The organism is Desulfosporosinus sp. I2 (assembly GCF_000960765.1).
GTDB lineage: Bacteria > Bacillota > Desulfitobacteriia > Desulfitobacteriales > Desulfitobacteriaceae > Desulfosporosinus.
In genome coordinates this window covers 1-12671 of record NZ_JYNH01000137.1, presented here as the reverse complement: position 1 = coordinate 12671, position 12671 = coordinate 1, and the positions used below count along the sequence as shown (strand labels likewise).

General features: G+C 39.5%; 15 protein-coding genes. 14 read left to right on the top strand and 1 reads right to left on the bottom strand.

What is annotated here, in order from left to right:
• The 6 genes from UF75_RS29360 to UF75_RS20995 form a co-directional block, all read left to right on the top strand.
• The coding region (locus tag UF75_RS29360; protein WP_197079485.1) for an alpha/beta hydrolase at positions 1–429 on the top strand (429 nt) is incomplete at its 5' end.
• Positions 430–485: 56 nt separating this feature from the next.
• Positions 486–911 carry a hypothetical protein gene (locus UF75_RS21015; RefSeq protein WP_207642495.1) on the top strand — a complete coding sequence of 142 codons (426 nt, stop codon included), beginning with the start codon at positions 486–488 and terminating at the stop codon, positions 909–911.
• Positions 912–992: 81 nt separating this feature from the next.
• A complete protein-coding gene (locus UF75_RS21010) occupies positions 993–1196 on the top strand; it encodes a hypothetical protein (RefSeq protein ID WP_045576510.1) in 204 nt (67 codons plus the stop codon).
• 258 nt (positions 1197–1454) lie between these two features.
• Positions 1455–1658, top strand: coding sequence for a hypothetical protein (locus tag UF75_RS21005; RefSeq protein WP_045576509.1), 204 nt, complete (start codon positions 1455–1457; stop codon positions 1656–1658).
• Between the two features lie 526 nt (positions 1659–2184).
• Positions 2185–2535 (top strand): helix-turn-helix domain-containing protein, encoded by a 351-nt coding sequence (locus UF75_RS21000; protein ID WP_045576508.1) that lies wholly within the window; start codon positions 2185–2187, stop codon positions 2533–2535.
• 220 nt (positions 2536–2755) lie between these two features.
• Positions 2756–3454, top strand: a complete 699-nt coding sequence (locus UF75_RS20995; protein WP_197079483.1) for an RraA family protein — start codon at positions 2756–2758, stop codon at positions 3452–3454.
• Positions 3455–3585: 131 nt separating this feature from the next.
• Here the strand turns inward: UF75_RS20995 and UF75_RS20990 are convergent, their stop codons facing one another.
• Entirely contained in the window at positions 3586–4266 is a 681-nt protein-coding gene (locus tag UF75_RS20990; RefSeq protein ID WP_045576507.1) for an AIM24 family protein, read from the bottom strand.
• Between the two features lie 208 nt (positions 4267–4474).
• Between UF75_RS20990 and UF75_RS20985 the strand changes: the two genes are divergently transcribed.
• From UF75_RS20985 to UF75_RS20950, 8 genes are all read left to right on the top strand, one after another.
• Positions 4475–6754: a molybdopterin cofactor-binding domain-containing protein gene (locus UF75_RS20985; protein ID WP_045576506.1), complete on the top strand. Its 2280-nt coding sequence runs from the start codon at positions 4475–4477 to the stop codon at positions 6752–6754.
• A gap of 76 nt (positions 6755–6830) precedes the next feature.
• On the top strand, positions 6831–7286 hold the full coding sequence (locus UF75_RS20980; RefSeq protein ID WP_045576505.1) for a (2Fe-2S)-binding protein: 456 nt from the start codon (positions 6831–6833) through the stop codon (positions 7284–7286).
• Positions 7287–7361: 75 nt separating this feature from the next.
• Entirely contained in the window at positions 7362–7679 is a 318-nt protein-coding gene (locus tag UF75_RS30435; protein ID WP_045576504.1) for a hypothetical protein, read from the top strand.
• Positions 7680–7915: 236 nt separating this feature from the next.
• On the top strand, positions 7916–8683 hold the full coding sequence (locus UF75_RS20970; protein ID WP_156146550.1) for an ABC transporter ATP-binding protein: 768 nt from the start codon (positions 7916–7918) through the stop codon (positions 8681–8683).
• A complete protein-coding gene (locus UF75_RS20965) occupies positions 8676–9518 on the top strand; it encodes an ABC transporter permease (protein WP_197079482.1) in 843 nt (280 codons plus the stop codon). Before UF75_RS20970 ends, UF75_RS20965 begins: the two co-directional genes overlap by 8 nt.
• A gap of 63 nt (positions 9519–9581) precedes the next feature.
• Complete coding sequence (locus UF75_RS20960) at positions 9582–10586, top strand: ABC transporter substrate-binding protein (RefSeq protein WP_045576503.1); 1005 nt, start codon at positions 9582–9584, stop codon at positions 10584–10586.
• 283 nt (positions 10587–10869) lie between these two features.
• A complete protein-coding gene (locus UF75_RS20955; protein WP_045576502.1) occupies positions 10870–11790 on the top strand; it encodes a DMT family transporter in 921 nt (306 codons plus the stop codon).
• A 248-nt stretch (positions 11791–12038) separates the two neighbouring features.
• A partial coding sequence (locus UF75_RS20950) for a MetQ/NlpA family ABC transporter substrate-binding protein (RefSeq protein WP_045576501.1) occupies positions 12039–12671 on the top strand: 633 nt, incomplete at its 3' end.

The window sequence follows — 12671 nt, the reverse complement described above, 5'->3', positions numbered from 1 at the left end:
AGGGGTATTAAGGGTAATTTGTTGTTTTATTTATTAGTATTCAGAACCGTAAAAGTTTTATTCCCCGAAATTTTCACTTTTTCTGAAGAAAATGCAATAGATATACTTCGAAAATATACCGTTCCAAACAGTGTTGTATCCTCATTTTTACAGAAAGAGTTTGCAAAGCATTTTTTTTACATAATGAAATATAGCAAGGTCGTAGTACAGAAGGAGACATATTTTGATAATGTAGCCATTGATGTATTTCGGGAAAAAGCTTTATTTTTAATTGGGGATTCCGATAAACTGATATATCATCCTTCAGTTATTAAAATACTAAAGATTAATAATTTACATTATAAAATTATTAATGATACTGGGCATGTCATTAACATTGAACAGCCGGAGTTAATCAACAAAGAAATTAATACATTTCTTTTAACATAGAGTGTTAAGTCTTTATTGAAAAGTAAAAGTATATTATAAAATAGTTTTTTCTAAAGTTGGTAATGGAAGAACAGGGGGGGGTTCGTAATGGATCTAATGGGATAATTTTTGAGGTTCCTTTGTGGATCGAATTACAAAATACTTCAAATGCAGTTCGTGTAATTAGGGATTTGAATATTTTGCTTTTTAGAGACGGTAAGGAATTGAGTCAAATGATGCAAATTACTAATCAAGACAATGTATGGTATGGGAATGAAGGCGCATACTCTTTCGTCTTACAACCAAGGAGTCTTAATAAATATGACCTACACTTCCTTATAAAGAAGAATGAAATGGGCGATAATTGTCAGTTTGATGAAATAAGGTTACGGTATTTTGATGAAAAAGATAAGAAGCATACTTTTACACTTGATAAAATAGATCGATGCTGGGAACTAGGTAATTTAAATAGAGAAGGCTTTTGGACGCTTGCAATGAAGTAGTTAATTATTGGGCTAGCAGAATAACATTCATGATATTGTATTTATTGAGAACGGCTTTGCTAGATTAAGGAGTCGCCGTCCATGGCGACTGCTGAATATGGGGGCGACCAACTTCACTTAACACGGGATTCCCGACAGTTTGCAAAGATGAATGCAGAATGGCGCGTCGGGAATCCCTGGACGTTATACGTCATAACTGGGTCTTATTTTATAATCTGGGTCGATAATTTCAGGGAAGAATCATTATTACCGGCGGGCTATAATAGGGCGTTAGAAATGACTTAGAAATAACACATCGCTTTCGTCCTTAATATAATCAGAAGATTAAAGAGATGGGTTTCGATTTCACTTAACCGAAGATAAATTATAAGTACTAAAAGTATAGTGCAATATTGTAAGGCTGAGAAGCAGTTTCAGGATGTGATGTGCAAAATACCAAAGGCTCTTAGGGAAAGGTGTTTTTAGATTGGTAAAAGAAGGATTTGGTTAGGTTTATGGAGAAAATTGTTGAATACAGAATAGTAGTAAGGAAGGAGACTAATAATGACGGATATTGGACCTAGCATTGGTTTTGGCATTTTTGGCTTGCTTTACGGAGTGATCTACCTTGGCATTTTTGCTCTAGCAATTTATTTATTGATTAGTACTATTATATTTTTCAAAAGGAAAACCCAAAATGACAAGGAACTGTTACAAAAGCTTGATTCTCTTATCACTGTACTTTCACAGAAGAACGAGCAACATTAAAGATTTAAAGGTTTCACTATTGCTCAACAGGCAAAGTAGAAACCTCTATGTTTATAAAAAAATCGGTTTGACTTCAAATATTTGAACTGCATTAGGGAACACAAGTATGCCGTTTGCCGTTACGACGTATAAACAGAGGGTTTGCAACATCGGAGAGAATATGAATGTAATAACCCGACGTCGCAAACCCTCGGGACGTTATTCGACATGGCCTGAATGTATAATTCTTGGTCGTGAAAGGTGGAAATGGGGAGTAAGTGGCATGCGGTCATTTGGAATCGGAATTGGCATTGTAGTAGTGGTTCTTTTTCTACCATATTCTTTACAAGACTGGTAACTTTTCCTTAAATTATCCGGTATCTTTTGGACTAGTCTTATTGTTAGCCGCTGAGATTTTAACAGGTTCATTTAAAAAAGGAGATCGAGTAAGGGCAAATTTTCAATCGCCAGACAAACGGAAATCAAAGAGAAGGTAAGATATAAAAGCCTGTTCTTGGAACTCCAGTATTAGAGGGAGGGTGAACTCGTGGAGAGAGGGCAAAAGGTACTTGCTTTGACTATCGTGTTTCTAGCATTATCAATTCTCGTTGGATGCTATTGGATTGGTAGATCAATAGAGAATGGTGTTACGAGTAATTCAAATAGCATTGTTCAAGCCTCGCAAAATATTACGTCTTATATGAGTAGAGCAAACACTTCTCAAAATGATATATTAAACCAAGCTCAGGCGGCCAATTACCTGCAAATTACAGAGGATCGGTTACTTAAGGTAATTGATGCTATCCCACATGTAAGGCTTGGTGGCCAAGACATATTTAGTAAAAAGGCTCTTTCGGATTGGGTAGAAAAATCAAACTTCAGTTCTGATGTAAATTAGAAAAAACGGGCCACGTCAGATAAACAGCGTGTTTCCGATATTGATAACTTTGGATAGAACAATTGTTAAAATAAGGAGCAATAAAGTGTTAAATATACGTCGTGTTAAACCATATGGATGTTAGGCGTTGAACGAGTTCACTCAGTTATACACCATTGTCAAATTCGGAGCTGGTTTTAAAAGTCTAAAAATACTGTCTTATGAAAGGAGAATTTTTAGTTTGAAACAAAACATGATGGAGATTTTTTCAAAATTATCTACTCCACTTATTGCGGATGCATGTGTTCGATTAAATATTCCTTTGAGAATTGCTAAATCAGGTATTAAACCTATTTGTTCTGGAAGTTATTTAGCAGGCAAGGTTCTTCCTGTTAAGCATTTTGGGAGTGTGGATGTATTTTTGGAAGCAATGAAAGACGCAAGCCAAGGGGATATCATGGTAATTGATAATGAAAGTAGAATGGATGAAGGATGTATTGGAGATTTAACAGTATTAGAAGCTAAAGCTTCAGGCTTAGCAGGGATTATTGTTTGGGGTTGCCATAGAGATACAAAAGAACTTAACCGTATTGGCTTCCCAGTATTTAGTTATGGAGCATACCCATCTGGTCCTACAAGGGTGGATTCAATAAACGTGTTAGGCAAAGCAAGATTTGTAAATATTGATATTGATAAGGATGATGCAGTTTTTGCTGATGATGATGGAGTAATATTTGTGCCTTTATATAGCATAAATGAGATTTTAGCTGTTGCAGAGGAAATATCACAGACTGAACGACAGCAAGCGGAGATGATTAGCGAGGGGATTAAACTAGTTGATCAATTTAAATTTGATGAGTATCTAGCCAAGCGAAGAGAGAATAGCCAATATACATTCAGACTACACTTACGCAAAATTGGTGGTTCGATTGAAGAGTAAGCATCAATGGGAAAAGGGAAACCTTAAAAAAGCAAGTAGCAAAAATGTCGTGTAATGCTATAATGATAGACAGGATAGATTAGGATTATTACGTTATTATTTAGTCAGTTCAGGCAATATCTCAAATAATATTAATCCATGCTAATCTTTAATCCGGATAATCGTTCCGATGGTTGAACGAGAACCATTTGGTTGGATTGATTAAACTGGAATTGATAGGATTCTCCGGATGTTTGCCCAATAGCTGTTTTCCAGCTGAAGTTATTCATGGCCACACTTGGATCTCCACCTCCGTTGGGGCCGCTTGTCCAGGCCACGACAGCATCTGGATCAACAACACAAGGGGCTTCAAGCATGAGCGGATTTCCATCGGTCATAACGGCAACTTGTTGGGGTTGGTTTGAGATATTGCTGAGGATCGTGGTCGCTAATCCTTTTTGAGATAAAACTCCACTCCCAATAAAGCGGACATCGTATTTAAGGTCCATGGGAAAAGCAAGTAGGTTTTCACTCTCGACTGATAGACAATCGCCAGGCTCAAGTTCAAACACTGAAACATGATAAGCATTTTTTGCTAAATATATAATGCCTGAACCTTCGACTGTCATTAATTGAATATCTTCCCCGGTTAATTTTCTTTTTGCTAGACCCAAGAGAGAACCCATAACTCTTCCACCATTGTCAGGACCTAGCAACATCTTATCAAACTTAAAGTTTCCCTTAAAGGCAACCATTGCCCCTTTCTTAGCAATAAACTGGCCGGTACCTTCTATTTTACAGCTTAATTCTTCTTCTACATTAAACTTGAACAATTTGACATCCTCCCTTTTTCCACAAGTATTTTTCCCTTCTAGAGCTTGGATAGTATAGTTGAAATATATAACAAAAGTACTGATAATTCAATGTGACAAAAATCGCAAATCTTAAAGGGATATTCCAGATATTACCTAAATGCTTAGTATAACGGAAGGTAAAATCTGAAGGTATAAACTAGTGCGAAAAAGCTGAGGAGTGAGGGCTTTGAACCAGGATTTACAATACGTTGGTCATACATTTCCAATACATGATGCACCCCAAAAAGTAAGAGGGGATTTGAAATATCTAAGTGATATGAAGTTGCCGAATATGTTATATGCCAAACTACTTTTAAGTCCGATTGCTCATGGGCTAATAAAAAGAATGGATACCAGCAAGGCAGAAGCTCTATCTGGGGTTATCGGGGTATTTACGCATTTAAATACTTCCGGCAAAACCTACAGTCGCTATCGAATTGTTCCTGACCAAGAACTTTGCTTTGAAGATGAACGCCTATTAACGGATAAGGTGAGATTTGTAGGGGATCGAGTGGCAGCTGTAGTGGCTACCAGCAAGGAAACTGCTAAGGAGGCTATATCCCTTATTCTAGTGGAGTATGAAGAACTACCTGTACTAAGTACACCTGAGCAAGCACTCCAAGATCAGAACACGAAAATTCATCCTGAGGGAAATTTACTGCATGAATATGTCTTAAAACTGGGGGAACAGGTCCCGCTTCCTAAGGATTGTGTAGTTGTTGAAACTTCAACCAGCACTCAAAAAGTACATCACGCAGCAATGGAAACTCATGTCTGTCTAGCAGATTTTGATAGCTCAGGAAAGCTAACTCTGTGGGCAGCTTGTCAAGGGGTTTTTGGAGTTAGAACCATTGTCGCGGATTTGCTAGAACTGAGTTATAACAAAGTTAGAGTGATTAAAGTACCCATGGGGGGGTCTTTTGGCGGAAAACAAGAAACCATCTTAGAACCAATTACAGCATTTTTGGCTAAAGCGGTTAGACAACCAGTCAAATTAGCCTTAACTAGGGAAGAAACTATGATCGCGACAATGACCAGACCTGCAACGACCTCTAAGATAAAAACGACGGTTACCAAGCAAGGGATTCTCGCGGAATTCCGGGTTGATACCGTTTTAGATGCCGGAGCCTATGCAACCAGTTCGATTGACAGCACCTATGCAATGTCCAAGAAAATCTGTAAATTATATCGAATTCCTTACTATGAACATTCAGGGAAGACTGTCTATACGAATACGCCAGTTGCTGGTGGAGCCCGAGGGTGGGGAGCCCCAGAAATTATGACAGCCCTTGAAATTCATATGGATGCGGTCGCCAAACGGTTAGGAATGGATCTTGTAGAATTTAGACTTAAAAATCTTGTCCATCCCTATGATTTGGATAAAGCATCCCAAATTTCACTGGGCAATGCTTGTGTGATTGAATGCCTTGAGAAAGGTACCGCCACCTTTGGGTGGAGTGAACGATATAATCGGGAACCAGATCAAGGCAGATTTCGTAGGGGCGTGGGCTTGGCTTGTGCTGCACATAAAAACGGGATGTACGGTGGATTTTCTGAACATAGTACTATGACTATGAAGATGAATGAGGATGGTAGTTTTACTCTTAATACCGGTCTTCATGAGTTAGGGTGTGGAACGATTACTTCGATTACGCAGATTGCTGCAGAGGTTTTAGAGATTGATCTCGATAAGATTACCGTTATGGAAGCAGATACTGAATATGGTCCCTATGATTTTGGCTCTTATGGTAGTAGAGTAACCTATATTTGCGGCGCGTGCGCTTATGAAGTAGCTAAGAGGTTAAAAGAAAGATTGTTGGAATGGGCAGCTCATAGTTTACAAAAGCCAAAGGAGACTTTAGTGGGAAAAAACGGTCGAGTATGGGTAGTAGGAAACGAGCAGCAGTCCATAAGTTATCGTGATATTGCTACAACGGCCAAAATCAAGGGTAATATTGATCTTGTTGTTACTCACACCTATCACGGGACTTCTAATCCAGGTGCTTACGCCGTACATTTTGCCGAGGTTGAGGTCGACACTGAGACAGGAAGAGTGAAGGTTGTCGATTATCTGGCGGCACATGATATTGGAAAGGCCATTAATCCGGGGATGGTTGAAGGCCAGATTCAGGGCGGCGTACAAATGGGGATAGGCTACGCCTTGTATGAAGAAATAAGGGTCGGTGGCGATGGGAGTATTCTTAATAGTAGCCTTAAAAATTATCATGTGCTTAATGCTCCTGATATGCCAACGGTCAAAACCCTTTTAATAGAACAAGGTGGGGATGATGGGCCTTATGGGGCAAAAAGCATTGGAGAAATAGCGTTTGTTCCGGTTGCTGCAGCGGTTGTTAATGCGGTTAATAATGCCCTTGGTACCTCCTTGTCAATCATGCCTCTTACACCAGAGAAGATCATGGCTACCTTGAAATCGAGGTACGAGGCGCGAGGCACGAGGCACGAATAAGAATTTGCTTTGCGATGTGGAAAAGTAGAGTGAAAGAGCAATATAACGTTAATAGATAAGGTAAGGGTGAAGAAACATGCAGATTGAGTTTAAAGTCAATGGGAAAGAACATACTATGCATATTCAATCGACCATGAGGTTAGTTGATTTGCTGAGAGAGGAATTGGGTCTGACAGGAACCAAAGAAGGGTGTGGGGCAGGTGAGTGCGGGTCCTGTACTGTGCTCATGAATGGGAAAGCGGTCAATTCCTGCCTAGTTCTTGCCCCTCAAATTAATGGACAGGAGATTATTACAATAGAAGCTTTAGAACAGGATGGACAATTAGACAAACTCCAAGAATCCTTTATTCATAATAGTGCAGTTCAATGTGGATATTGTACACCAGGAATGCTAATGTCGGCCAAGGCCCTTTTGATGAGGAATCCGAATCCTACAGAAGAAGAAATAAAAACTTCGATTGCCGGTAATTTATGTCGTTGTACCGGGTATAACAAAATAGTCACGGCGATAAAAGAGGCCGCCGAGAGCTAAAAATCCTAAAACCATTAAATTATCAGTAAGGTCTTAGGATTTATTTAATTTATTTAATTAAGGAGCATCATGAGTATGAACTGTGACTTTAATGAGATTATCGATCGACGTCAAACGGGTTGTGTTAAATGGGATTTCAATCAACGAGTATTTGGACGTGAGGACATTTTACCGTTATGGGTTGCCGATATGGACTTTAAAGCTCCTCAAGCAGTCGTTGAACCCAAAGATTTGCAAGAATTTTTGGTACACAAGGCGGGCGTTGGACTCAATGCGGGTTATTTATTCGGTCCTGGTGGAGAAGGGTTTGCTCGAATTAATATAGCTTGCTCCCTTGAGGTCCTTGAAGAAGGGTTAAGGCGTATTAAAGCAGCAGTTAAGGAATTGGACTAAGCTCAAATTCCTTAATGTTTTGATTTGCGCCTAAGTCCCTCTATACAATTTCCCAAATAGTTAGTAAGCCTTGGCACTCTATAAGTGTCAAGGCTTTATCTAATTCCCCCAATTTCTCAAGATAGCTCTCTATTTAAAACTGTACAGTGTAGAGCATAATTGGAAGATTTACGAATTATGCACCGATCAAGGTTTTCTCTAATAGATTATAAAAACAAGGATGGGGGGGAGTGCCATTGGACAATATTGTTGAGGTACATAACGTTGGCATGAACTATCAATCCCCCAATGGGGAAATAACTGCCTTGAAGGATATCAGTTTTTCGGTAAAGGAAGGAGAATTTGTCAGCATTGTTGGTCCGAGCGGCTGTGGTAAATCCACGCTATTATCGATCATTTCGGGCTTAATATCATCAACTTCTGGTACGGTCAAGATTTCTGGGGAGAAGGTCATCGGGACTTCACGAAAAATTGGCTATATGTTGCAAAAAGACCATCTTTTTAATTGGAGAACCATTTATCAAAATGTCATGCTTGGTCTTGAAATTCGCAAGGCAGTGACACCTGAGGCAAAAGAGCGTGCAAATGAACTCCTCAAAACGTATGGACTCTTTGAATTCAAAAGTAAATATCCAAACCAACTTTCCGGCGGGATGAGGCAAAGGGTGGCCCTCATCCGAACTCTTGTCACGGATCCTCAAATTCTCCTGCTTGATGAAGCTTTTTCGGCCTTAGACTATCAGACTAGGCTAGTAGTCAATGAGGATATTTACACCATTATAAAAAAAGAAAATAAAACTGCGTTACTTGTCACCCATGATATTGGCGAGAGTATCAGCATGGCTGATCGGGTGGTTCTTTTATCGAAACGACCTGGAACTATCAAGGAAATTTATGAAATCAAGTTCGATATTGATAAAAGGACACCCTTATCTTCACGAGATGCACCAGAGTTTAGACATTTTTTCCAAAAGATATGGAAGGGGCTAGATGTCCATGTCTAACAAAGATCAAGAAAGCAGGTCTAACCTGGAGCAGATCACCATCATCTCTTCTGAACATAAAGTGTATTTAGAACGGCTCAAGAAGGAAAAACTGAAGATTCGTTTCATACAATTTCTTATTTTAACCGTAGCGCTGATACTTTGGGAAATCTGTGCCGATGCCAAAATCGTAGATCCGTTTATCACGAGTCAACCTTCAAGGGTCGTCAAAACAATCCTTAGATTATATGAAGAAGGGGTACTTTTTCATCATATAGGAATAACCTGTCTCGAAGCAGTCGTGGGCTTTGTCTTAGGAACGTTATTAGGGACGGTAATTGCCATCATCTTATGGTGGTCAGAATTTTTATGTAAAGTCTTAGAACCCTATCTTGTGGTATTGAACAGTTTACCTAAGATCGCACTTGGGCCAATTTTTATTGTTTGGATCGGAGCAGGTCCCGCGGCAATCATTGTTATGACTTTAGCGATTTCTCTGATTGTCACAGTCTTGGAGGTATTAGGCGGATTTTTAGCGATTGACGAGGAAAAGATCAAACTCGTTCAGACGTTTGGAGGAACGAAATTTCAAGTCCTCACTAAAGTATTACTTCCGGCGTCCTACCCGACCCTTATCAATGCTCTTAAAATTAATGTTGGGTTGTCTTGGGTAGGAGTTATTGTAGGAGAGTTTCTGGTATCAAGGGCTGGATTAGGATACCTCATTGTGTATGGTGGTCAAGTTTTCAAATTGGACCTAGTTATGACAAGTGTCATTATTCTGGGTGTAGCGGCGACCATAATGTATCAGGGGGTGGTTTATCTTGAAAAATTGCTTGTGAAAAATAAAATGTAAACTCACATTATAAGCCATCACAATTGTGTTTAGACAAATAGTGTAAGAGGAGGGCCCATTATAATGAAAAAGAAAACCGTGCTAGTACTTATTGTGTTAACTTTGGCACTTTCTTTAGTTTTATCGGGTTGTAGTAATCAGACAGCGCTCACAAAGGTTAAACTTTCAGAAGTCACACACTCCATATTCTATGCCCCACAATATGTCGCTATGAGTGAAGGGTTTTTTAAAGCCGAGGGATTGGAGATAGATCTTTCTAACGGTCAAGGTGCTGATAAAGTTATGACTGGTGTTTTATCTGGACAGGTTGATATTGGTTTTGCTGGACCGGAAGCAAGTGTTTACGTGTATAATGAGGGTAAAGAAGATAATAGTGTTGTCTTTGCCCAATTGACGAACGGTGATGGAACTTTCCTTATGGGTAGAACCCCCGAGCCTAATTTTAAATGGAGTGATCTTAAAGGAAAGAATGTCATTGGGGGACGCAAGGGTGGAATGCCAGCTATTGTCCTTCAATATGTCTTGAGTAAGAATAATTTAACGACCGGAAAAGATGTTGCGATCAATACTTCGATCCAATTTGCAGCGATGCCGGGTGCGTTCATGGGTGGTCAAGGGGATTACGTCATAATCTTTGAACCCACTGCATCAAGTATGGAAAAAGAAGGTAAAGCTTATATCGTTGCTTCCCTTGGAAAAGAGAGCGGTCAAGTACCTTATACAGCTTACTTTGCCAAGAAAAGCACCCTTGAAAAAAATCCCGAACTCATCCAGAAGTTTACCAATGCCATCTATAAGGGACAGCGCTGGGTAGCCAATCATACTCCAGAGGAGATTGCCAAAGCCATCAAACCTCAATTCCCAGATGAAAACAATGAAATACTTGTGAGTGCTGTCAAACGGTATAAAGAACAAAATTCTTGGAAGACTGATCCCGTTCTCCTTGAAAAAGATTTCTACCTTTTACAACAAATCATCAAGGATGCTGGGGAATTAAATAAAATCGCTCCTTACGAAAAAGTGGTTACCGGGAAATTCGGAGAAACCGCTATCAAAAACATTAAATAAGAGAATTTGAAAAAACATAGAAAAAGGATTTAGCATAGGCTTAATCCTTTTTCTTTCGTCATGGGTCCCTTCTCGCCATCACGACACCTCGCCATCCATGGCGGTATTCTAATCTCAAACCTCCTTTTGAGTGATGGCTATAGCAATTCAAGGTCAACGCTTAAGAATTCATTGACAGAAGTTCCTCTTGCTATGATAATATATAAATCATCATAGCAAGAGGAGATCGGGATATGTTTCTAAGTTTCAAATTGATCAATAAATTAAAACTAGAGGTATGGGCATGAATAATAAGCATAACAATCATCTTGGACTCAGTGTACTTTTAATTCTAATCTCAACGTTAGGATTTAGCTGTTACCCTATTTTAGGGAAATATGTGTTCTCGGGAGGCGCGGGTTTAGCAACGGTATTATTTGTACGCTTTACTATTTCAGCACTTTTTTTCTGGGCGATCACGCTTTGGCGCGAAGGGTTTCCCCGTCTGTCTCGTAAAACGTGGCTTACTTTATGGGGTATGGGGGGGATCAACTATTCGATGATGGCGGGTCTCTACATATCCTCAGTACGTTTTATACCAGCTTCTTTAGCGGCTTTACTCTTATACGTCTATCCAGTTATCGTTACTGTGATAGCGGTGCTTACCCATCAAGAAAAATTTTCCAGCTATAAACTTTCAGGGTTATTGCTATCTACCTTTGGCTTAGTCATGGTCTTAGGAGTGGCCTTACAAGGTATTAATGTTCTGGGGGTTGGTCTAGCCCTTGCTTCTGCCTTTGTTTATGCAATTTATATCATCATTGGAAATAAAGTACTCCAGACTACCACACCATTAGTTAGTACAACCATTATTTCTACTTCTGCAGCCTTGACGTATGGGGTAATTGGGTTGCCGTTAGGTGGGGCGACCTGGAATCTCTCTGCTGGCACTTGGATGGGGATCGCTGGAATTGCCCTTTTTTCAACCATTATTGCCATGTTGACATTTTTCCAAGGGATGAAACATATCGGCGCTTCTTCAGCATCGATTATTAGCACCTTGGAACCAGTGATGACTGCAATTCTAGCGATTATTTTACTCAATGAACACCTAACATTAGTACAGGCATTAGGAGGAGTTTTAGTGGTCATGGGAGGAATTTTTGCAGTCTTGTCCCCAATACCTAAGAATCTCAAAAAGGAAAATTCGTTCGTAAATGAGTAAATTTTTTGGACAGATTAAACATAAAGAGTATCAAGCTTAGAGAAGCTGAGCTGATGCTCTTTTTTAATACTAGTCAAAACTATCAACTGAAGATCATAAAAATAATCGAATTAATCAAATGTCGATCAACTATGCATGGTATAGGAGTAAGATCAAGAAGTTAACAGGAATAACAAATTCTCTGTCGAATATAATATAAATTATGGGTTTCACAAGCGGGTATTAAAAATGGGGAGTGTTGAGATTAAATGAGAAAACCGCATTTAAAGGTTAGTTTATTGGGTATTGTTGTTAGTTTAGCAATCATAGTTACAGGGTGTTCAGCGCCAAAAACTCCAGAAAATCAAGCACCCAAAAGTGTAAGTAAACTCGTTAAAATCGGGGTATTGCCGATCGAAGATAACTTGCCGTTCTATGTTGCAGAAAAAGACGGTCTCTACGCTAATAAAGGGGTTCAAGTGGAACTTGTCAGTTTCGCCAGTGCCTTAGAGCGTGATACTGCACTTCAAGCAGGCCAAATTGATGGAGAGGTTGCAGATATCCTCGCAGTTGCATTATTAAAAAAGATAGGTACGGATGTGAAGATTGCCTCAATCGGGTTAGGTGCAACCCCGAAAGAAGGACGTTTTGCTATTTTGTCCTCTCCTAAGTCTAATATCAAGGATATGTCAGGTTTAAAAGGAGCGACCCTAGGGATATCTCAGAACTCGATTATTGATTATGTCAGCGATCAAATGCTTATCGATAAAGGTGTCCAGGTAAACGAAGTTAAGAAGATGTCAATCCCTAAAATGCCCGTGCGCTTAGATATGCTATTATCCGATCAAATTATGGCGGCTTGTTTACCTGATCCGTTAGCCGCTCTAGCCCAAGCCAAGGGC

Bases quoted from the DNA above. Each gene is read 5' to 3' on its own strand.
- UF75_RS20960 (WP_045576503.1), top strand. From the start codon at position 9,582: ATGAAAAAGAAAACCGTGCTAGTACTTATTGTGTTAACTTTGGCACTT.
- UF75_RS21010 (WP_045576510.1), top strand. From the start codon at position 993: ATGGCGACTGCTGAATATGGGGGCGACCAACTTCACTTAACACGGGAT.
- UF75_RS20965 (WP_197079482.1), top strand. From the start codon at position 8,676: ATGTCTAACAAAGATCAAGAAAGCAGGTCTAACCTGGAGCAGATCACC.
- UF75_RS20955 (WP_045576502.1), top strand. From the start codon at position 10,870: ATGAATAATAAGCATAACAATCATCTTGGACTCAGTGTACTTTTAATT.
- UF75_RS30435 (WP_045576504.1), top strand. From the start codon at position 7,362: ATGAACTGTGACTTTAATGAGATTATCGATCGACGTCAAACGGGTTGT.
- UF75_RS21005 (WP_045576509.1), top strand. From the start codon at position 1,455: ATGACGGATATTGGACCTAGCATTGGTTTTGGCATTTTTGGCTTGCTT.
- UF75_RS20980 (WP_045576505.1), top strand. From the start codon at position 6,831: ATGCAGATTGAGTTTAAAGTCAATGGGAAAGAACATACTATGCATATT.